18 protein-coding genes are annotated in these 19,725 nt (G+C 53.2%); 11 read left to right on the forward strand and 7 right to left on the reverse strand.

Features of this window, described 5'->3' with window-relative positions:
- Positions 1-26 precede the first annotated feature (26 nt).
- From nrfD to HMPREF9439_RS13220, 7 genes are all read right to left on the reverse strand, one after another.
- Positions 27-974 (reverse strand): NrfD/PsrC family molybdoenzyme membrane anchor subunit, encoded by a 948-nt coding sequence (nrfD, locus tag HMPREF9439_RS08770; RefSeq protein WP_008864571.1) that lies wholly within the window; start codon positions 972-974, stop codon positions 27-29.
- Positions 975-1,715, reverse strand: a complete 741-nt coding sequence (locus HMPREF9439_RS08775; protein ID WP_008810481.1) for a 4Fe-4S dicluster domain-containing protein — start codon at positions 1,713-1,715, stop codon at positions 975-977.
- Positions 1,716-1,792: 77 nt separating this feature from the next.
- Positions 1,793-2,839 (reverse strand): cytochrome c3 family protein, encoded by a 1,047-nt coding sequence (locus tag HMPREF9439_RS08780; RefSeq protein ID WP_008864572.1) that lies wholly within the window; start codon positions 2,837-2,839, stop codon positions 1,793-1,795.
- A 57-nt stretch (positions 2,840-2,896) separates the two neighbouring features.
- Positions 2,897-3,694, reverse strand: a complete 798-nt coding sequence (locus HMPREF9439_RS08785) for a hypothetical protein (protein WP_008810483.1) — start codon at positions 3,692-3,694, stop codon at positions 2,897-2,899.
- Between the two features lie 11 nt (positions 3,695-3,705).
- The gene (locus tag HMPREF9439_RS08790) at positions 3,706-5,826 is read right to left on the reverse strand and encodes an aldehyde ferredoxin oxidoreductase N-terminal domain-containing protein (RefSeq protein ID WP_008810484.1); all 2,121 of its coding nucleotides are present in this window, start codon (positions 5,824-5,826) and stop codon (positions 3,706-3,708) included.
- A 21-nt stretch (positions 5,827-5,847) separates the two neighbouring features.
- Positions 5,848-6,552: a 4Fe-4S dicluster domain-containing protein gene (locus tag HMPREF9439_RS08795; protein WP_008810485.1), complete on the reverse strand. Its 705-nt coding sequence runs from the start codon at positions 6,550-6,552 to the stop codon at positions 5,848-5,850.
- A gap of 102 nt (positions 6,553-6,654) precedes the next feature.
- On the reverse strand, positions 6,655-6,804 hold the full coding sequence (locus tag HMPREF9439_RS13220) for a hypothetical protein (protein ID WP_008864573.1): 150 nt from the start codon (positions 6,802-6,804) through the stop codon (positions 6,655-6,657).
- Positions 6,805-7,006: 202 nt separating this feature from the next.
- On the opposite strand from HMPREF9439_RS13220, the gene HMPREF9439_RS08800 reads away from it, so the two are divergent.
- The 11 genes from HMPREF9439_RS08800 (at position 7,007) to HMPREF9439_RS08850 (ending at position 19,677) form a co-directional block, all read left to right on the forward strand.
- A complete protein-coding gene (locus HMPREF9439_RS08800; protein ID WP_008810487.1) occupies positions 7,007-8,176 on the forward strand; it encodes a molybdopterin-binding protein in 1,170 nt (389 codons plus the stop codon).
- A 51-nt stretch (positions 8,177-8,227) separates the two neighbouring features.
- Complete coding sequence (locus tag HMPREF9439_RS08805; protein ID WP_008810488.1) at positions 8,228-8,959, forward strand: transposase; 732 nt, start codon at positions 8,228-8,230, stop codon at positions 8,957-8,959.
- A gap of 110 nt (positions 8,960-9,069) precedes the next feature.
- Positions 9,070-13,755, forward strand: a complete 4,686-nt coding sequence (locus HMPREF9439_RS08810; protein ID WP_008810489.1) for a glutamate synthase-related protein — start codon at positions 9,070-9,072, stop codon at positions 13,753-13,755.
- An 8-nt stretch (positions 13,756-13,763) separates the two neighbouring features.
- Complete coding sequence (locus HMPREF9439_RS08815; protein ID WP_008864574.1) at positions 13,764-15,242, forward strand: glutamate synthase subunit beta; 1,479 nt, start codon at positions 13,764-13,766, stop codon at positions 15,240-15,242.
- A 21-nt stretch (positions 15,243-15,263) separates the two neighbouring features.
- Entirely contained in the window at positions 15,264-15,722 is a 459-nt protein-coding gene (locus HMPREF9439_RS08820; RefSeq protein ID WP_008810491.1) for an acyl-CoA thioesterase, read from the forward strand.
- Positions 15,723-15,914: 192 nt separating this feature from the next.
- Positions 15,915-16,730 (forward strand): ABC transporter ATP-binding protein, encoded by an 816-nt coding sequence (locus tag HMPREF9439_RS08825; RefSeq protein ID WP_008810493.1) that lies wholly within the window; start codon positions 15,915-15,917, stop codon positions 16,728-16,730.
- Complete coding sequence (gene mlaE, locus HMPREF9439_RS08830; RefSeq protein WP_008810494.1) at positions 16,727-17,518, forward strand: lipid asymmetry maintenance ABC transporter permease subunit MlaE; 792 nt, start codon at positions 16,727-16,729, stop codon at positions 17,516-17,518. The genes HMPREF9439_RS08825 and mlaE overlap by 4 nt, the downstream gene beginning before the upstream one ends.
- Before the next feature lie 15 nt (positions 17,519-17,533).
- Complete coding sequence (gene mlaD / locus HMPREF9439_RS08835) at positions 17,534-18,016, forward strand: outer membrane lipid asymmetry maintenance protein MlaD (protein WP_008810495.1); 483 nt, start codon at positions 17,534-17,536, stop codon at positions 18,014-18,016.
- A gap of 4 nt (positions 18,017-18,020) precedes the next feature.
- Complete coding sequence (locus HMPREF9439_RS08840; RefSeq protein WP_008810496.1) at positions 18,021-18,797, forward strand: MlaA family lipoprotein; 777 nt, start codon at positions 18,021-18,023, stop codon at positions 18,795-18,797.
- On the forward strand, positions 18,794-19,420 hold the full coding sequence (locus HMPREF9439_RS08845) for an MlaC/ttg2D family ABC transporter substrate-binding protein (RefSeq protein ID WP_008810497.1): 627 nt from the start codon (positions 18,794-18,796) through the stop codon (positions 19,418-19,420). The genes HMPREF9439_RS08840 and HMPREF9439_RS08845 overlap by 4 nt, the downstream gene beginning before the upstream one ends.
- Before the next feature lie 2 nt (positions 19,421-19,422).
- Positions 19,423-19,677: an STAS domain-containing protein gene (locus tag HMPREF9439_RS08850; RefSeq protein ID WP_008810498.1), complete on the forward strand. Its 255-nt coding sequence runs from the start codon at positions 19,423-19,425 to the stop codon at positions 19,675-19,677.
- Positions 19,678-19,725: the final 48 nt, after the last annotated feature.

The following is a 19,725-nucleotide window of genomic DNA, read 5'->3' on the forward strand; positions in this document are numbered from 1 at the left end:
GCTGAAATTTTATGAGTTGATCGCGCTTAAACGATGGTGTTCATCTGTCCTGCATAGAGGATGAACAGACGCAAGCACATCATGCCGGCGATCGCACAGGTTCCTGCAAAGTAGAAGGAAACCTTGGACTCGGTATTTTTGCCTGCAATGAGAGACGCGATCAGCGGGATACCGAAACCGATACCGACGGCACCGACCCAGAAGACGACTGCCCAGATGCCGTCTGTGAAAGCGCTGAAGGCAAGTTTGGCAGATTCGTTGCCGGAGAGCAGGGCAATGGCGATCATGAACAGGCAGAAAGCCTCGGTTGCCATGACCGGCCATTCGGCCTGGTGCATTGCATGCATGTCGGGATCTTCTTCGCGAGCTCCGAAGCAGCAGGCGGCCAAAATCTTAGTGACAGCCATACCGGCGGAAATACCGGACGCAACGAAGAGAGCGGGAAGAACAGCCGTGTTGATCAGCGGGAAACGGATCAGCGCAGAGATCAGGAAGCCGGTGTAGGCGCAGATGGCAATCGCCAGCACCATGACGACGGCATTGATCCAGACGCGGAATTTTTCCAGCCGGTCGCAGACCGGTTTAACCCAGCCTAACAGCGGCCACTTGCTGAAGGTATCTGCAAAGGACATCACCATAAGTACTGCAACCAGCGGGATATAGAAGAGCAGCAGCATGACGCCGATACTCATCACACTCGTCGGGTTGTAGTAGACCAGAATTCTCCAGAAGTACAGAGGATTGGTCAGGTCAAGTACTAAGCAGAGCATACCGAGCAGGATGGTTGCCAGACCGATAATGCTTGCAGATTTGATGATGGGCGTTGTTTCCGTCTTATGCCTAAAGAAATTAAGCATAAGGGCAACGGCAACCGCACCGCCCGAGATACCGGCTAAGAACAGATAGACGGCAATTGGCCAGGGCCATGCGATGCCCTCGGATAAACCTATTGTAAAGTTGATGGCTCCGTCCATTTAAATTTTCTCCTTCATCACCGGGATGTAACGCAGACTCGGTTCGGTACCAAGATAGGTGCGAACCCGGACGGCATCCTTCACGTCTAACAGCTTGGCGACGTAAGAGTTCGGATCGTTCAGATCGCCGAACGCCAAAGCACCGTAACGGCACTTAGAGACGCAGGCAGGATCCTCGCCCTTTGCCAATTTGGTATGCAGACAGAAGTCGCAGTTTTCAGCAACGCGGGTCTGTGGGTTGATAAAGCGGACGTTGTACGGGCAAGCGGCGATGCAGTATTTGCAGCCGACGCATTTGTCCGGGTCCATCGTCACGATGTTGGTTTCCGGATCGCGGTGAGCTGCCTGTGTCGGGCAGACGCGAACACAGGGCGCATCGAGACACTGCTGACAAGAAACACGAACATATTTGCGTTCGCAGTCGCAGGGCTCGATTTTTCCGCAGTACGGGCAAGCCGTTCCGGGTTCTCTCCCGTTCTGGCGCTCTAAAGCCAGACGGAACACACCGGCAGGTGTCTTGTTGGTTTCGGCGCAAGCTTCTTTGCATTCGCCGCAGCCGACGCACTTGTTCTGGTCAAAGACCATGACATAGTGGGGCTTGGCAGAACCTTGCGTTACTCCCTGAGCCTGAGCACTCTTAATGGGAGCGCTCTTTTTCTCAGAGCAGCCGGCCAGCGTGAGAACGAACAGAGAACTGGCAGTCGTGCCCTTAATGAAAGTTCGCCTGTTGATGGTACTCACAATGTATCTCCTCGGCGGAATAAATCCGCGCTATAGGAGCTCGGAAGAGCGGCCCAAAGACGCTCCCCCGGACTCCTTTATTTTGTTGCTATCTTGTTGTAACCGCCCTTGTCCATGATCTGCTGGGCTTTGGCAAGATAAGCCTGTGCGGTCTTAACTTGGTCAAGCAGATAGTTCTGGGCGTGCATACCCCAGGAACCGTCTTTCTTAATCATGGTTGCAATCTGGTCGGCTTTGTCGAGAAGAAGTCTGGCGTCGGTTTGGTCGGCTGGGCTCAGACGAGTAACTTCAAGAAGCTTTCTCATGCGGGGAATGGCTCCGGCGATTTCTTTGTAGCCTTCCTTGATCGGAGTCTGCCACTTCAGAGTTTCGCCGTAGACCTCTTTCTGATCCTGATAGATCAGGCCTTCGTCGAGTTTGGACGTTGCCGGGTTATGGCAGCCTTTGCCTTCGAAGACTGTGTAGTCGGCAGGCGTGTTGCGTGCGCAGCTCCACATCAGGTCAACGTATCCGTTTCCGTCTTCGTCCTTGGCCATGACATAGCCTTTGGCCGTGCCGTCCTTACCGACCTTGACTTCACCTTCAACCATAGAGGAGGCCTTCGGGTCGACAAGGATCTTGTAAGTATGGATGCGGCGCAGAGCCTTGGGGCCGGCAGCGTTCTGATCGGTCGAATAGTCGGCGGCAGAAGCAACGTTCGGCATATGGCAGGCAATGCAGTCGAGCTTGTCATGTGTATCGGTGTGCGCAAACACATCGGCCTGAACCGTATGGCAGTCCTGGCAGGTCTGACGGATGACGGGTTTGTTCACAACGGCCATCCAGGCGACGCCGTCAAGACTTCTCGGATCGTGACAGGTGTTGCAGCTCACGCCCTTCTGAGCATGGACGCTCATGAAGTGCTGATCGGCTTTTTCATGGTATGCCTTGCCGGCGAGCTGGGTCTTTTGGTCTTTGGTCAGATCGGGCTTGGCATCCTTAGCGATACCGAGAGAAGCCATGAACTCAGGTTTTTCGGGGATGTTGATTTGATTAACGTTGTAAGAACCTTCTGCGGCACAGGCGGCAGAAAAACCGATCGCTGCCAGGCAGGAGAGAGTTAACGTTGTAATTTTGGTAAGCATAGTATTTTGCACCTTTATGTCGGCGGCCCGTTCGAGGCGTTCCGCCGGGAGTCTTTACTAGAGCATCTGAGCTTCGCCCTGATCCATTTCCTCCGCGAGGAAGTCCGCCATAGCATCTTCAAGGTAAGTTGAAGAGTAGAGATACACGGTTCCGGCGGATGTCACGGTCACCCGAATGTCTTTGGCGTTGGGATCTTCAGCGATTCGATCGAGGACATCCTGGATCACGGTCGGATCGATTCGGAAGGGCGCAAATTCAAAGGTGAACACTCCGACGGGACGCGGATAGACGCGGGAACTTTCGCGAACCGTGTCCAAAATCTGCTCGTAAGGATTGTTCTGCGTAGAAAGCAGTCTGGCGTACGAGGCAGAAAGCAGCGGAGAGAAATGGTAATAGTGCTTGCTATCCCAGCTCGTGAGATCTTCAATGCCGTACTGACCTTTGAGTACTTCGGCTAAAACGGTTTCGAAGTACTCCGGCGTGATCTCTCTGGGTGCGGACTCAGCTTCCGCCGGCTCTTCCTTAAGGTCGGCAAGACTTAATTCGCCACTGAAGAGAGAACCGAACATCTGTCTGCGGGAGATCAGACGTCTGCGCTCTTTCTCTTCGGGGCTGTCGTCGGCCTTATTGCGCAGCTTTCTTTCCATTTCCGGGATGGCTTCGTATTCGGCCTTGATCTGAGAAACGGGAATGGGCTGTTGCAGGGGAGCCTTACTGAGGAATTCGTCTTGAAGGTCTTCGTGCGTTACCAGTTCAACCTTGCGGCTGTGTTCGGTAATCAGATCGATCAGCAGGACGATGTCAGCTTTGAGCTGGGCGGCATCCATTGCGGAGTTGGCTTCAGGGTGATTCATAATTTACTACTCTATTTTCCGGGGATTAAGCCTTCTTTCTGCATGACAGGGATAACGAATTCGAGATTGATATCCTTGTAAGCCTGTTCGGTCGGGGCGCCGGTGGCGGGATCCCAGTTGATCAGCTTGAAGAAGATATCGAAGCTCTTTTCAATGTCACCCTGATCCATACGGATCGTGCCTTTCGTGAATGCCGGTTTGTCCTTGGCATCTGTAAAGATCCAGGCCGGATAGAAGTCATGGTTCTTGCGCATATTGACTTCATTCATTTCGCGCATGGTGTAGGCGCGATGCAGCGTGAAGGCGCGGAAGCCGGCGTCATCAAGCTGCTTAGCAGTTGTATTTCTGCCGGTTAAGGCGCGATAAACCTTGCCTTCCATGTCATCGTCACCGATGTAGTTTTCGGACTTGTTGGGAGACACAACCCACGGAGCCATCCAAGAGCAAAGACCGAGCATGTCGTGCAGTTCTTTGCGGCAGATGATCCAGCGCAGACGGCGCATCTTGGCTTCATTGGTAGGCGTGTAGTCGCCGACTTCGTCGACGGCATCGCCGCTTCCCCAGAAGTGTTCGGCAATCTGTTTCTTCACATTGATCGGCAGACCGCTGCGTGTGAAGTTCACGGTGCCGTGGCACATCGGGTCACGGTTGTAGAGGCAGTTCAGAACCACGCCGACCTGACCGTCGTCTTCGTTGGCGTGATGTTTCGGATGGCCGAGACCCCAGTAGTTTGTGGATTTGTCTGTGGACCAGTCGGATTCGGGGATGCCGAAGTGGCCAAGCATGTAAGGCGTGCTTTCGCCGAGCCACTTGCCCATTTCACCCTGACGATAGGCGATGCGCTGGAACAAATCCTGCAGGAAGGAAGCGTCGCAGTCTTCAATCTTCTGCCAAGGAATGGAGTTGTATTCCTTTTCAGGAAGAACCTTCTTCCAGAGGCCCTTGACGTACATCTTCTTGAAGTCGCGGTGAAGCTGACCGTAGTTGCACCATACGCCGAGGTCGTCCATTGTCTGGATGCCGACCATGGAAGCCTGACGGGCTGCCGGCAGGTCGCGTTTCGTGGCAATCTTCGGGAAGATCACGCGGCCGAAGTACAGAGACATACAGGTCTGTTCGGTCATCTTATTGATGTGATAGCGGGCAGCAGCTTCTTCGTCTTCAACGATCGAGTAGCAGCGCAGCGGGCAGGAGTAGCAGCCGTTGTTGCGGACCTGAATCTTCAAACCCTGAGGTTTGCCGAGGAAGAACTGGCTGGCGCACCAACGGTAAGAAATCTTGTTGGGGCTGCGCATATCTTCACCGAGCGTGATCGGCGGATTGGCTTTCTGCCAAACGTTGCCCGGCATACCGTTCCAGCGGCTGCCCGGGGCCCAGAATTCAAACAGGGGGTTCGGGGCGGACGGAACGACGTGCTGGTTCAGAGAACCGAACAGATCGATGTTGCGTTCGGTGATCTTCTGCCATTCTTTCTTGTCGGCATGAATGTGGATCGGCTGGTCGCCGATGATAACGACGCCTTTGAGTTTCTTGGATCCGAAGACGGAGCCGACACCGCCGCCGGAATGCTGACGGGCGCTGATGAGCACGGACATCGGAACGAGGTTTTCACCGGCCGGTCCGATCACGGCGATAGAAGCCATCGGAGAGGTCTGGTCGGCAAGCATCTGCTGTGCACGACGGGTGCCCTGGCCCCAAATGCCTTTGGCGTCGCGCAGTTCGACTTCGTCGTTGTTGATGTAGAGGTAAACCGGTTTTTCAGATTTACCTTCGATGATGATGAAGTCATAGCCGGCCTGTTTGAGGCGTGCAGCCATGTCGCCGCCGATATGAGCGGAGGCAATCATCGGCATCGGATAGATTGTCGGATAAATGGTCGTAATGGAAGTACGGCTCGAGCAGAGGGCGCCGGATCCGGAGAAGGGTCCCGGAGCGATCACGAGCTTGTTGGCTTCATCAAGCGGCTGAGTCTTCGGAGGAACTTCGTCCCAGAAAACACGGTAGCCCAAAGCAGTTCCGCCGATTTCGTCTTTAAATCTCGGGAACGTCGGTTCTTTGGTGATTTTGCCGGTTGTTAGATTTACACGCAGGCCCTGACCGGTGTAGCCATATCTTTTTTGAATATTGTCCATAGCAGTTCCTTAGAGATTTAATTAACCATGGCAGACCGAGCACTGGTTAGCATTTTCTTCAGGCAGATAGCCGTGGGTCGGACGTCTTGCGGGTTCACCGGAACGATCCTTCCAAGGCATATAGGTCAGAGCGGCAGCCGGGCAGGCTTTCACGCATTTCGGTTCGCCGTCGCAAAGGAAGCACTTGCTGGCTTTCTGTTTTTCGCGGTCGAAGCTCATCATGTCCCACGGACAGGCTTTCTGGCAGAGTCCGCAGCCGATGCACTTGTCTTCATCCACATAGCGGGCGCCGGTCTTGGGGTCGACGCGGATGGCACCCTGCGGGCAGGCATTAGCACAAGGGACAGGGTGGGCGCACTGACGGCAGGTGTCCTGATAGACAGTGCTGTCGCCCCAAACGCCCTGCAGAGGACGTGCACCGGGGTTGCCCGGACCGTACCAAATATTGCGGCCGATACGAATACGAGCCAGAACCGGGTCGTTCTTACCGTCGTTAAATTCGGTACAAGCCATTTCGCAGCGCTGGCAGTCGACGCAGAGAGAGGGATCGCCGACGATTAAGCCCTTTGGAGTTTCCAAAATAATGTAGGGCTGAGCGCCGGTCTGCGCGCGGGATTGATTCATAGCAGCAAATGCTGCGGTTACGGTAGCTACCTGCAGGAAGCCGCGTCGAGTAATGTCTTGGGGCAGATTTACCCGAGACATTAGGTCTTTCAGATCAAACATGATTTCAATTTCTCCTGATGGAGGAACGACAGAGACTGTCGCAGAGAGAGAACGCAGGGACGAAGCTAGGAGAGACCCTGCGAGTCCGTTGTGGTGCAGAGATTAGATTCGGGCAACAGACCAGCCGTCGCTGCCGACGGGTTTGATTGTCCAGCGAGTGAGAAGGATCGGTTCTGTGGCGGAGAAAACAACCGAGGGAAGCTCACGTGAGAGAGCCTTTGCGTAAACTACTTCTTTGAATCTGGTTGTCATTTTGTTCTCCGCAGCTAGTCGCTGCACTTGGGGTGTTATGCCGAGACGGTTTGTTACAGTTTCGTCTTCGACACGAACAAATTCTAACAATTTGTAATATTCTTGAAAAGAATTTTTGTGAAGTTACAATTTTTTTTTAGTGGATACACAAAATAAATACCCATCTAAAAGAAGAACAAAAAGTGTTTAGGATCAACAAAATATGAATGGTTGTTTTGTACTTTACCCCTTTGAGCTAGGAGAAACCCTAACAAAAAGAATAAATGTAGGTGTAAGCACGGACAATAGTTTCGGCTGCGAACTCGCCGAAGATGTTGTTTGCATGGAAGATATTCCGCCTTATGACGTGTCGCTGAGAGACGGATGGGCGATTAGCACAACTGAGGGTAATCACACCTTAGTGGGTGAGCCGGTCAAAAACGGAGAGCAGCCCGCTTTGTTACAAAAAAACGGTTCCCGATGGATCAATACCGGCGGTTTTCTCCCGCTTGCTGCCGATGCCGTCGTTTCAGATTCTGATCCACAAGCCCCGGATTTTGCTGCTGATGTGTATCCCTACGAGAACGTCCTGCCGCGCGGGACAGAATGGACCAAAGGGTCTCTTATTCTGAAAAAAGGTACGGTCCTTGGCGCCGGAGCGCAGGCGCTGCTGTTTGAGGCCGGCATCGAAAACATTCGCGTCTGGAAGCGCCCCTCGGCCGCGATCCTGGCGACGGGGCACGAGATTGCTGAAGCCGGCGCTTTGAGTTCAGCGGGACGCCACTCCAGCAATGCGGTCTATCTCATGAATCTTCTTTCCGGGCTGGGACTGACGGATACGGCGATCTTTTACGCGAAGGACGAAGCCGATTCGATTGCCGACCGTCTGGAAGTGCTTGCTCAAAGCTTCGACTTTATTATCACGGTCGGAGGAACCGGACAAGGTAAGAGCGATATGCTGCGGCTTGCGCTTAAGCGCGCCGGAGCGAAGCAGTCCGAAGATCAGACAAAACTCTCGAGTTCACTGCCTTTTGTATGCGCAAATCTCAAAGGTGCGGTTTTGTTCGGCCTTCCTGGTAATCCGCTCGGGTTCGTCAACATTGTTCAGCGGGTCGTGCTCCCCGTCATTTGGCAGTCTTTCAGAACGGATCCTTTCTTTGTGAGACGTCAAAAAGTATTCATGGGATTTGATTACGAAGGCAAAGCCGGCGACATTTGCGTGCAGTTGGCGCCGTTCGAGGGCAGAGTCATTGCACTTCCCGTACAGAAGGGAAGCGGCCGTTCGTCGGCTTTTCGAGATGCAGCGGCGGCGATTCCGAATCCCCAGGGCCGAAGGATTGAAGCCGGAGAAGCCGTGGAAGCGCAGCTGTTTTTTAACGGCTTATTGAGTTAAAGCGCTTCTGGCTCGGTAAGATAGGTTAGAAAACCAAAAGACCCGAATCCCATGACCCGTTTGACTCGATTGTCTGCAGCTGCGCAGGCACACTATGTTGTCCTCAGAAGTGTGCCGGAAATCTCTTTGATTCCGTTTGATAAGAACATCGAGAAGCTCTTTCAGATCTTCTCAGACGGCTCTCGTGCGTACAGCACTGACATTTCGGCCTTTGCGGTTTTTACCGACCAAATTCATCTGCTGCTGACGCCGCGAGAAAAAGCGGAGGATCTCTCTCGGTTCGTGCAGCAGCTAAGCCGTCTGTACAGCCATTACTTCAATGACGAGTTTTCGCGAAACGGCAAGATTTGGCAGGGCAGATTTGAGTCTTCGCTTCTGCAGGGAAAAGGCAGGCTTTTGGCGGCGACAATTTATATGGAATGGCTGCCGTTCGTTTACGGTTACGGAGAGCCGCAGTTTTATCCGTGGAGCAGCTACTTCCATCACGCCGGCATCCGCAGCGATTACTTCATGGTGCCTTCCATCGAGTATTGGGCACTGGGCAATACGCCGTTTGAGCGGCAAAAAAATTACAAGGATCTTTTTGAACGCGGTCCTGATAAAGTTTTCGGGGAAAGGCTGATGTCTTGTGTAAAACGCGGCTGGCCGATCGCAGACAAGAAGTTCTTAGAGTCTATAGGCGTTGAGGCTGAACGGATGGAGCCGCAGCGCGGAAGAGGTCGCCCCCGCAAGGCGTCCGCAATAAACCCTCTTGAATCTGACACCAATTTATTAAATAAATAAAGAAAATTTTTATAAATTAGTGTCACATAAAAATATTTCTTTGCATTTTGCGAAGTTAAATCTTCTATAACAAACAAGTCTTCAATAAAGAATCCATTCAGGAGAACCCCATGAGCACTCGCTCAGACCAAAGGAAAGATGCTGCCGAGCACGGACTTTATGATCCCGCTTATGAGCATGACGCTTGCGGTGTCGGTTTCGTCGCCAGTGTCAAAGGACAGGCCAGTCACGAAATCGTGACGCAGGCGCTGCAAATTCTAAAAAATCTTGATCATCGCGGCGCGGTCGGTGCTGATCCGCTGTGCGGCGACGGCGCCGGTATTTTGATTCAAATTCCGGATGCCTTCTTCCGCGCCGAAATGGCTAAACAAAACATCCTTCTGCCGCCCGCAGGCGACTACGGCGTCGGCATGATTTTCCTGCCGCGTGAGCACGCTTCTCGGCGCGCCTGCGAACAGGAATTGGAACGCGTCGTGAAGGCCGAAGGCCAAGTTGTTTTAGGCTGGAGAGACGTTCCGGTTGACACCACTATCAGAATGTCGAAGACGGTTTTGGAAACCGCTCCGGTTATTCGTCAGATCTTCATCGGCCGCGGTCCCGACGTCATGGTGCCGAACGCCCTTGAACGCAAGCTGTACGTCATTCGCAAGCTTGCCGGTCACAAAATTCAGGCTTTGAAATTAAAGCACGGCAAAGAGTTCTACGTGCCTTCAATGTCGACAAAGACCATTGTGTACAAAGGTCTTTTGCTGGCAGATCAGGTCGGTGCCTACTACAAAGATCTCAATGATCCTCGTGTCGTCAGCTCCATTGCTTTGGTTCATCAGCGTTTCTCGACCAACACATTCCCGAGCTGGGAACTTGCCCATCCGTACCGCATGATTGCGCACAACGGCGAAATCAATACGGTTAAAGGCAACTTTAATTGGTTAAGAGCCCGCGAACGTGCCGTTGAAACAGCCGTCCTGGGAGATGACGTCAAGAAGCTGCTGCCGATCATCTACGAAGGTCAGAGCGACACGGCTTGTTTAGACAACATGCTTGAACTTCTGGTCATGAGCGGCTACCCGCTGGCTCAGGCCGTGATGCTGACCATTCCTGAAGCTTGGGAGCAGGCAAAAGGACAGATGGATCCGGCTCAGCGCGCTTTCTACGAATACTACGCAGCCATGCTGGAACCTTGGGACGGTCCGGCAGCTGTCGGATTTACCGACGGTGTGCGCATCGGTGCCGTACTCGACCGAAACGGTCTTCGTCCGGGTCGCTATATTCTGACCAACGACGATATTGTGATCCTGGCTTCTGAAGCAGGAACACTGCCGATTCCTCAGAGTCAAATTAAAAAGAAATGGCGTCTGCAGCCGGGCAAGATGTTCATGATCGATACCGAACAGGGCCGCATCATTGAAGACGAAGAAATCAAACGTACCCTGGCTCTGAGCAATCCTTATAAGGAATGGACAAAGCGCCTGAACATTCATCTCTCTGACGTGGTTGCTCCGCCTCCGCTGCCCAACAATAATCCGGTTCCTCTGATCAAACGTCAGGAAGCGTTCGGCTACGGCGAAGATGACATTAAGTTTGTTCTGCGCCCGATGGCGGAAAAAGGCGCAGAAGCAATCGGCTCCATGGGAAACGACACACCGCTTGCGATGCTCTCTCACCGAGCCAAGCCGTTCTATCAGTACTTCCGTCAGCTGTTTGCTCAGGTGACCAATCCTCCGATTGACCCGATCCGCGAACAGCTTGTGATGTCGCTGGTTTCCTTCGTGGGTCCGCGTCCGAATCTTCTCGACATCAACAACGTCAACCCGCCGCTGCGTCTGGAACTCTCCCAGCCGATTCTCGGTATGGAAGAAATGGCGAAGATGCGCCGCATCGACCGCTACACCGGAGATAAGTTCCGCTCCTATGAAATTGACACGACTTATCGTGTTGCGTGGGGCGAAGAAGGTGTAGAAGCTCGTTTGGCTTCTCTTTGTGCACGGGCTGTGGATGCCGTTAAAGACGGCTACAACATTCTGATCCTGACGGATCGGAAGATGAGCGAAGAGCGTGTCGCAATCCCGATGCCGCTTGCTATCAGTGCGATTCACCAACACTTGATCGCGGCAGGTCTCCGCACGAATACCGGTCTTGTCATCGAAACCGGAAGTGCGTTTCAGACGCACCATATGGCCGTTCTGGCTGCCTACGGCGCCGAAGCAATTCATCCGTATCTCGCACTGGAAACCATCGAACAACTCTACAAGCCGGGCAACCCAAGCGGGATCGATGTAAAGACAGCAACGCAGAACTACATTCACGCTATCGGTAAAACCTTCAAGAAGATTATGAGCAAGATGGGTATCTCAACTTACATGAGTTACCGCGGCGCCCAGATCTTCGAAGTACTTGGTTTGGATAAAGAGTTCGTCGATCGCTACTTCCCCGGAACCAGCTGCAAAGTCGGCGGCTTGGGCATCTTTGACGTGATGCGCGAAGCTATTGAACAGCACAAGGAAGCCTTTGCCGATAAGAACCATCGTCACAAACTGCTTCCGACCTTGGGCGAATATCAATGGAGAGCCCGCGGTGAAGAACATATGTGGACGCCTGAAGCAATTGCCAAACTTCAGCACGCCACACGCGGCAACTCTTATCAGACTTACAAGGAATACGCCGAAATCATCAACGACCAGAGCAAGCGCCAGATGACGTTGCGCGGCCTGATGGAATTCAACGTGGATCCTTCCAGGGCCATTCCGCTGGAAGAAGTGGAACCGGCCAAAGAAATTGTGAAGCGTTTTGCGACCGGCGCCATGTCGCTCGGCTCTATCTCTGCAGAAGCCCACGCGGTCCTTGCCGTGGCCATGAACCGAATCGGCGGCAAGAGCAACACCGGTGAAGGCGGTGAAGATCCGAAACGCTATGAAGCAGAAATGCGTGAAGGCCTTTCGCCTGTTAAGAAGGGCGACACGCTGAAGTCGATCTTGGGCGAAGACCGCATCGTGGCCGACGTTCCGTTGGAAGAAGGCGACTCTCTGCGCTCCCGTATTAAGCAGGTTGCGAGCGGCCGTTTCGGTGTGACTGAAGCCTATTTGTCGAGCGCTGACCAAATCCAGATCAAGATGAGTCAGGGCGCCAAGCCCGGCGAAGGTGGTCAGCTGCCCGGTCATAAGGTTAGTGAATACATTGCTCAGTTGCGTTACTCCATCCCCGGTGTCGGTTTGATCTCGCCACCTCCGCATCATGACATTTACTCGATCGAGGACTTGGCTCAGCTGATCCGAGATCTCAAGATGGCCAACGACAAGGCAGACATCAGCGTCAAGCTCGTGAGCGAGCAGGGTGTCGGCACAGTTGCTGCCGGTGTCGCTAAGGCAAAGGCCGATCATATTGTGATTGCAGGCCACGACGGCGGTACAGGCGCTTCTCCGCTTTCTTCCATTAAGTTTGCCGGTACGCCTTGGGAACAGGGCCTTTCTGAAACGCAGCAAACTTTGGTAATCAACAACTTGAGAGACCGCGTCCGAATCCAGGTGGACGGTCAGATTAAGACCGGCCGTGACGTTGTCATCGGTGCGCTCTTGGGTGCTGACGAATTTGGCTTTGCGACGGCTCCGCTGGTTGTGGAAGGCTGCATGATGATGCGTAAGTGCCATCTCAATACCTGCCCGGTCGGTATCGCAACCCAGGATCCAGAGCTCAGAAAACGCTTCCACGGTGAACCGAAGCACGTTGTGAATTACTTCTTCTTCGTTGCCGAAGAAGTTCGTGAAATCATGGCAAGCCTGGGTATTCGCAAGTTTGAAGACTTGGTCGGCTGCTCCGATCTTCTGCGCCAGAAGAAGATGCACCCGGCTAAGTGTGCTCACCTCGACCTGTCTCGCGTTCTCTATCAGCCGGAGGTTGACGACCCGAACAAGCGCCGTCAAAGCGTCAAGCAGAATCACGGTCTGGAAAAGGAACTGGATTACCAGCTGCTGGATCTTTGCCGCAATGCCATTGAGAAGAAAGAAAAAGTCAGTTTTATCTCTCCGATCAAGAACATTCATCGTACGGTCGGTACGAAGATTTCTTCCGAAATCATTCGCCGCTGGGGTGCCGAAGGTCTGCCTGAAGATACACTGCACATTCAGCTGACAGGTACAGCCGGCCAATCCTTCGGCGCTTTCCTTGCCAACGGTGTCACGCTCGACCTGGTCGGCGAAGCCAACGACTATGTCGGTAAGGGCCTATCCGGCGGCCGCATCATCGTTCGCTGCCCGACCGACTTCCGCGGCAGAGGCGACGAAAACATCATCGCAGGCAACACGGTTCTTTACGGTGCCACCAGCGGTGAAGCCTTCTTCAACGGTGTGACAGGCGAGCGCTTTGCGGTTCGACTTTCCGGTGCAACAGCAGTCTCGGAAGGCTGCGGAGATCACGGATGTGAATACATGACCGGCGGAACTGTCGTGGTTTTAGGCGATGTCGGCCGAAACTTCGGCGCCGGTATGTCGGGAGGTATTGCTTATGTCTACGACGAGGACGGAACGTTTGCGAAACGCTGCAACTCTGAAAGCGTCGAGCTCTGTGCTGTGCTGCCGGATAAAGACCAAGCCGCTTCGGGCGACCACAGCGCCTGGCACCTCGGCAAGACAGACGAAAGCATCCTGAAAGACCTGGTCAATCGTCACTTCCTCTACACGGGAAGTCAGAGAGCTCGAGACATTCTCGACGATTGGCCGAGAAGCCTTCAGAAGTTCGTGAAGGTCTTCCCGAAAGAATACAAACAAGCTTTGCTCAAAGGCATTGCTCATTCAGCCGCCTGAGGTGAACCATGGGAAAAGTAACAGGATTTATGGAATTTGAGCGCCTCGAACAGGCGCACGAACCGGTTGCTCAGCGTAAGACGCATTTTCGCGAGTTCATTACTCCGCTGAGTCAGCAGGAAGCAAAGCAGCAGGCCGCTCGCTGTATGGACTGCGGAACACCGTTCTGCACATTCAGCTGCCCGCTGCACAACGTCGCACCGGAATTTAACGATTTGGTCTACAACGAAGATTGGGAGAAGGCTTATCACGTCTTGTCTTCAACCAATAACTTCCCGGAGTTCACTTCTCGTGTCTGTCCAGCGCTGTGCGAAAACGGCTGCATCATGAATTACACGCAGCGAGCTATGGGCGTTAAGTCCATTGAGCGCGCCATTATCACGAATGCCTGGAATCAGGGCTGGGTCAAACCAGAGCCTCCCAAGGAGCACAAAGATAAGTCGGTCGCGGTCGTAGGCAGCGGTCCTGCGGGACTCGCCTGTGCGCAGCAGCTGGCTCGCATGGGCTACGCCGTCACGGTGTTTGAAAAGAACAAACGCCCCGGCGGCCTGCTCCGCTACGGCATCCCTGACTTCAAGCTGGATAAGAGTCTGATCGATCGCCGGATTGCACAGATGGAAAATGAGGGCGTGCAGTTCCGCTGCTCTACGTCTATCGGCGTTCCAGATCATCCGCACGGAATTTGGAACGACAGTGAACGGACGATCGATGTTTCCGAGCTCCTTCGAGATTTCTCAGTCGTCGTGCTTGCTGTGGGTTCCGAAACGCCGCGAGATCTGCAGGTGAAAGGCCGCGATCTCAAAGGTATTCACTTCGCGCTCGAATACCTCCCGGTACAGAATAAGCACAACGCTTCTGAGCCCTTTGACGAAGATATCAGTGCCAAAGATCGAAAAGTTCTGATCATCGGCGGCGGCGACACCGGCAGTGACTGCCTTGGCACCGCGATTCGTCAAGGTGCAGAAAAGGTCCTGCAGATCGACTTGGGTCCGAAGCCGCCGGAAACCTACGATAAGTCGATGGTTTGGCCTAATTGGCCTGCCGTTATGCGTACCTCTACCTCTCAGGAAGAAGGCGGTGAACGGGACTATGCGATTTCCACGAAGGAGTTTTTGTCCGACGGCGAAGGACGGGTCCGCGGTGTTAAAGCCGTGCGTCTGGAGTGGATGAAAGATCCGGTTACCGGCCGCAGAACTTTCAAAGAAATCCCGGACAGCGAGTTCGAAATCGAGAGCGACCTGGTTCTGCTTGCAATGGGTTTCCTGCATCCGAGCAGCCCGGTGATGGATGCGTTCGGCGTTCAAACCGACATGCGCGGCAATGCCCAGGCGGCGTACGAAGGAAAAGATGCCTTCCGCACGAATGTTCCGAAGGTCTTTGCAGCCGGCGATTGCCGCAGAGGCCAGAGCTTGGTGGTTCGCGCTCTGGCTGAAGGCCGTCGGTGCGCTGAGGCTGTCGACAAGTTCCTCAGCGACGAGCAAAATTAATTCTTTTTTTGCATACTGCTCATGGAACGAATTTTCCGATTTCCGATCAAGGTCGGCAAAGAATCAATTGATGTGCTGGGTCATACCAACAACAAAGAATATCTGCGCTGGATGGAAGAGGCGGCGCTTGCTCACTCGGACTCTCTTGGGTGGACGATGGACCGCTATCTGGGAATCGGGAAAGTGTTTGTTGCAAGTACTCATAAGATTGAGTACTTGCGGCCCACGTTCGAAGGCGACGAACTCACCATGCTTACTTGGGTAGAGACCATGGACGGCGCCAAAAGCCGCCGCTGCTTTTATCTGAAGCGGGACAATAAAGTCTGTATGCAGGGTTGGACTGAATGGACTTTTGTCGATCTTCAGACGGGGCGGGCCGCAGATATTAGTGCGGAGGTTAAGAAAAATTTTCCGCTTGTGCCTCCGGACGATCCGGACCTCAAAGCATCAGGCGTTCGAAGAAGTCCTTCACAGGCATGATCTCGTAAGTTTGGGCGGCTTCGGCTGCCTTTATTCTTTTTCTGCATAAAAAATGTAAAAAATTCTTTACCCCGTGATTAGCTGAATCCGATTTAACGCCTTTAATCAAAGGAATAGCCCGCGCGGGTGTGGCATAATCGATCAATTAGGCATTTGTGTAAGAATGCCTGTTTTGGTTTTATTGGGTCGACGATGGAGAGACAGGACAACGACTGGATTGTCGAAATTAAGGATATGAGCTTTTCTTATGCGGAAGGCTCCCGCGTCATTTTGGATGACGTGAGCTTATCCTTCCGTAAGGGCGAAGTGATTGCCATTATGGGCGGCTCCGGCATGGGCAAGACAACCCTTCTGAAACTTATCGGAGGTTTGCTGACGCCGGATAAAGGAGAGGTCTTTATTGACGGAGAACGGCTGAATACGGCCAATCTCGAATCTCTGTACCGCATCCGCAGAAAGATGGGAATGCTGTTTCAGTTCGGAGCGCTGTTTACGGATATGACGGTGTTCAATAACGTCGCTTTCCCGCTGCGTGAGCACACGGATCTTCCGGAAGCTTTAATTCGTGACCTCGTTTTGCTCAAACTCAATGCGGTCGGACTTCGCGGTGCCGCTCAACTGTACCCGTCTGAGATTTCCGGAGGTATGAGCCGCCGCGTAGCGCTCGCCAGAACCGTTGCGCTCGATCCGATGCTCATTATGTATGACGAGCCCTTTGCCGGCTTAGATCCGATTTCTATGGGCGTGACCGCTCAGCTGATCCGCAATTTGAACACTGTTCTCGGCTCAACAAGTCTGATCGTCACGCACGACGTTCAGGAAACGTTCGGCATCGCAGATTACGTCTATATGATTTCCAGCGGAAAAGTCGCTGCACACGGAACACCTGACGAGCTGCGTCAAAGCAAAGATCCGTTCGTCTATCAATTTGTTAACGGTTTGCCGGACGGTCCCGTCCGATTCCAGTATCCGGCCGAACCGCTGAATCAGGAGCTTGGTCTGAAATGATGGGTATTTTTAATTGGATCAGTTCCGTCGGCGCCTGGGCGCTTTCCGGCGTGCGTACGCTCGGAAACTTCTCACGCTTTCTTTTCCGTTTAGTTGTAAACCTCGGCCCGTCGTTTACGCGTTTTCAAGACACACTCAAACAGCTGTATTTTGTAGGCAATTACTCACTGGTCATTATTCTGGTGAGCGGATTATTCGTTGGCTTTGTGCTCGGTCTTCAGGGCGACTACGTCCTTTCGAGCTACGGCAGCGAGCAGGCGCTCGGCGTTTTAGTTGCTCTGTCCTTGCTCCGAGAGCTGGGACCGGTGGTGACGGCACTTCTTTTTGCGGGGCGCGCCGGTACGTCGCTTACGGCGGAGATCGGTTTGATGAACGCCGGTGAACAGCTTTCCGCTCTGGAAATGATGGGTGTCGATCCTATCCGCAGAATTTTGGGACCGCGTTTTTTGGCCTGCGTCATCTCGATGCCGCTGCTTGCGATCATGTTCTCCGCTGTCGGCATTATCGGCAGCTGGGTCGTGGCTGTTCCGTTGATCGGATTGGATTCCGGCGCCTTCTGGGCACAGATGCAGGCCGGTGTTGAAGTCGGCCCCGATATCGGCAACGGCATTATCAAAACCTTTGTGTTCGGCGTAGCCGTCGGAGCGATTGCGCTTTACGAAGGCTATACAGCTCGTGCAACGCCGGAAGGTGTTTCGAGCGCGACTACGCGAACAGTTGTTGTTTCATCTCTTGTTGTTTTAGGGTTGGATTTCATTCTGACCGCCTTTATGTTTACGCACGGTTAGAAAGGAAAGTCAGTCATGCAGAATCAGAATACAAAAATTAATTTCCTCGTCGGCTTGTTTGTCCTCGGCGGCATTGTTGCTCTGTTGTTCTTAGCGCTCCAGGCCGCAAACCTGAGTTCGTTCTCTACTTCCAAGGGCTACGAAGTCACCGCCTACTTCGATAACATCGGCGGTTTGAAAGCCCGCGCTCCGGTCAGAAGCGCCGGTGTGCTCGTTGGCCGAGTCAAATCCATCAGCTACGACAACGACACGTTCCAGGCAAAAGTCGTGATCTCTATGGAGAACCAATTCAAGTTCCCGGCAGATACCTCTGCGAAGATTCTTACGGCCGGCCTAATCGGTGAGCAGTATATCGGCCTGCAGCCCGGAGCCGATGATAAGGACTTAACAAACGGCGGAAGAATAGAATTTACTCAAAGTGCTGTTGTTTTAGAGAACTTGATCAGTCAATTCATGTTTAATAAGGCTGAAGAAAACGCTGGCTCGAAGAAGGAATAACAAAATGAAAAAGAAGATCTTGGCTCTTGCGCTCGTCGGAGCTGCTTTACTGTCCGGCTGTGCCTCCGTCCCGAAAGACTCCGGTCAGAATCCCGACGATCCCTGGGAAACCTTGAACCGTCAGACCTTTGCTTTTAACCAAGGTTTGGACTTTATTCTGATCCGTCCCTTGGCAAAGGGCTATCAGTTCATCACTCCGAAGCCCGTGCGCGAAGGTGTGACCCGCGTGTTCCAGAACACGATGGAGCCGTCTAATGCGGTCAACAATGTTCTTCAAGGAAAAGTCGAAGAAGGCATTCTTTCCTTGTTCCGTCTCATGATTAACTCCACTGTCGGCGTCGTTGGTATTTTCGACGTAGCCCAGATGGTTGATATTCCCCGTATGCCGGAAGATTTCGGTCAGACCCTTGCAACTTGGGGCGTTCCGAAAGGCCCGTATTTTGTCATTCCGGTCTTAGGACCTTCAACCGTTCGTGACACCGTCGGCTTGGTTCCTGAAGTCTTCCTGGATCCGAACACGTACGTCGGCAGGGACTGGTTCGTATGGCCGTGGTGGGGCGCCAAGTTCGTCAACGCCAGAGAGCGCCTGCTTCCGGTCACGGATATGTTGGATAAGACCGTCGACCCGTACGTTGCGACACGAAACGCTTACCTGCAGCAGCGCCAGAACTCGCTTCAGAACGGTGACGGCCCTGCAATGATTCAGCAGCCGCTGCTGAGCCCGTTCGGCGATGATGACGCTGACGATGCTGATAAACCCGCTATGGATGAAAAGAAATGAAAAAACTGATTAGCCTGATTGTCGTGTTTTTCCTCTCCGTTTTCGGAGTCGCGGCAACTGCTGAACCGAGTCTTGCTCCGGAGAAATTGGTCATGGACGTATCTACTCAGGTTCTAGATGAAATTAAGAAAGACCCGGCTTTGGCAGCAGCCGACCCGGCGCATGTTAATCAGCTTGTAGATAAAAAGATTCTGCCCTATACAGACTTCGCCACGATGACACGTATGGCCGTGGGTCCTTCTTGGAGAAAGGCTAACGAAGCTCAGCGCAAAGAGATCATGCAACTGTTCCGCACGCTTCTTGTTGCTGTCTACTCCGGCGCCTTGAAGGAAGCCAACAACTACACGGTCGAGCCGGCAAAATCTCGTCCGAGCAATGATCCTCGTCTGACGATCGTCCGCACACGCTTGGTAGCCAGCCAGCGCGATCCGATTCAGCTGGACTACCGTCTGATGAATACCGGTAAAGACTGGAAGATCTTCGACGTTTGCGTCGGCGGTGTTTGGCTCGTTGAGAACTATCGTTCTCAGTTTGCTTCCGTTATCGGGAACTCCGGCCTTACCGGTTTGATCGCTCAGCTGAAAGACCGCGTGCAGAAGCTTGAAGCCAATAAAGGGAAGTAAGGATGAAGTTGCAGGCTCAGCACATCGGCTTTGATAATGCCGTTGCGATTTTGAACCAAGGCATACAGGCCATTGATTCAGGTGACAGCGTGATGGATATGCAAGATGTGCAGAAAACCGACAGCGCCGCGGTGGCCGTCGTACTGGAATGGATGCGAAGGGCTCAGGCAAGAAACGCCGAGCTGAAAGTGATCAATGCTCCTGAGTCCTTCCAAAATTTGGTCAAGCTTTACAGTCTTTCCGACCTGATCAAGTAAGACCTTGAGATATGAAAAAAGGGGCTGTTGCAAAAGTCTGTCGAAAGC

The sequence above is a fragment of the Parasutterella excrementihominis YIT 11859 genome (genome assembly GCF_000205025.1).
GTDB lineage: Bacteria > Pseudomonadota > Gammaproteobacteria > Burkholderiales > Burkholderiaceae_F > Parasutterella > Parasutterella excrementihominis.

Bases quoted from the DNA above. Each gene is read 5' to 3' on its own strand.
- nrfD (WP_008864571.1), bottom strand. From the start codon at position 974: ATGGACGGAGCCATCAACTTTACAATAGGTTTATCCGAGGGCATCGCA.
- HMPREF9439_RS08780 (WP_008864572.1), bottom strand. From the start codon at position 2,839: ATGCTTACCAAAATTACAACGTTAACTCTCTCCTGCCTGGCAGCGATC.
- HMPREF9439_RS08785 (WP_008810483.1), bottom strand. From the start codon at position 3,694: ATGAATCACCCTGAAGCCAACTCCGCAATGGATGCCGCCCAGCTCAAA.
- HMPREF9439_RS08790 (WP_008810484.1), bottom strand. From the start codon at position 5,826: ATGGACAATATTCAAAAAAGATATGGCTACACCGGTCAGGGCCTGCGT.
- HMPREF9439_RS08795 (WP_008810485.1), bottom strand. From the start codon at position 6,552: ATGTTTGATCTGAAAGACCTAATGTCTCGGGTAAATCTGCCCCAAGAC.
- HMPREF9439_RS13220 (WP_008864573.1), bottom strand. From the start codon at position 6,804: ATGACAACCAGATTCAAAGAAGTAGTTTACGCAAAGGCTCTCTCACGT.
- HMPREF9439_RS08800 (WP_008810487.1), top strand. From the start codon at position 7,007: ATGAATGGTTGTTTTGTACTTTACCCCTTTGAGCTAGGAGAAACCCTA.
- HMPREF9439_RS08805 (WP_008810488.1), top strand. From the start codon at position 8,228: ATGACCCGTTTGACTCGATTGTCTGCAGCTGCGCAGGCACACTATGTT.
- HMPREF9439_RS08810 (WP_008810489.1), top strand. From the start codon at position 9,070: ATGAGCACTCGCTCAGACCAAAGGAAAGATGCTGCCGAGCACGGACTT.
- HMPREF9439_RS08815 (WP_008864574.1), top strand. From the start codon at position 13,764: ATGGGAAAAGTAACAGGATTTATGGAATTTGAGCGCCTCGAACAGGCG.
- HMPREF9439_RS08820 (WP_008810491.1), top strand. From the start codon at position 15,264: ATGGAACGAATTTTCCGATTTCCGATCAAGGTCGGCAAAGAATCAATT.
- HMPREF9439_RS08825 (WP_008810493.1), top strand. From the start codon at position 15,915: ATGGAGAGACAGGACAACGACTGGATTGTCGAAATTAAGGATATGAGC.
- mlaE (WP_008810494.1), top strand. From the start codon at position 16,727: ATGATGGGTATTTTTAATTGGATCAGTTCCGTCGGCGCCTGGGCGCTT.
- mlaD (WP_008810495.1), top strand. From the start codon at position 17,534: ATGCAGAATCAGAATACAAAAATTAATTTCCTCGTCGGCTTGTTTGTC.
- HMPREF9439_RS08840 (WP_008810496.1), top strand. From the start codon at position 18,021: ATGAAAAAGAAGATCTTGGCTCTTGCGCTCGTCGGAGCTGCTTTACTG.
- HMPREF9439_RS08845 (WP_008810497.1), top strand. From the start codon at position 18,794: ATGAAAAAACTGATTAGCCTGATTGTCGTGTTTTTCCTCTCCGTTTTC.
- HMPREF9439_RS08850 (WP_008810498.1), top strand. From the start codon at position 19,423: ATGAAGTTGCAGGCTCAGCACATCGGCTTTGATAATGCCGTTGCGATT.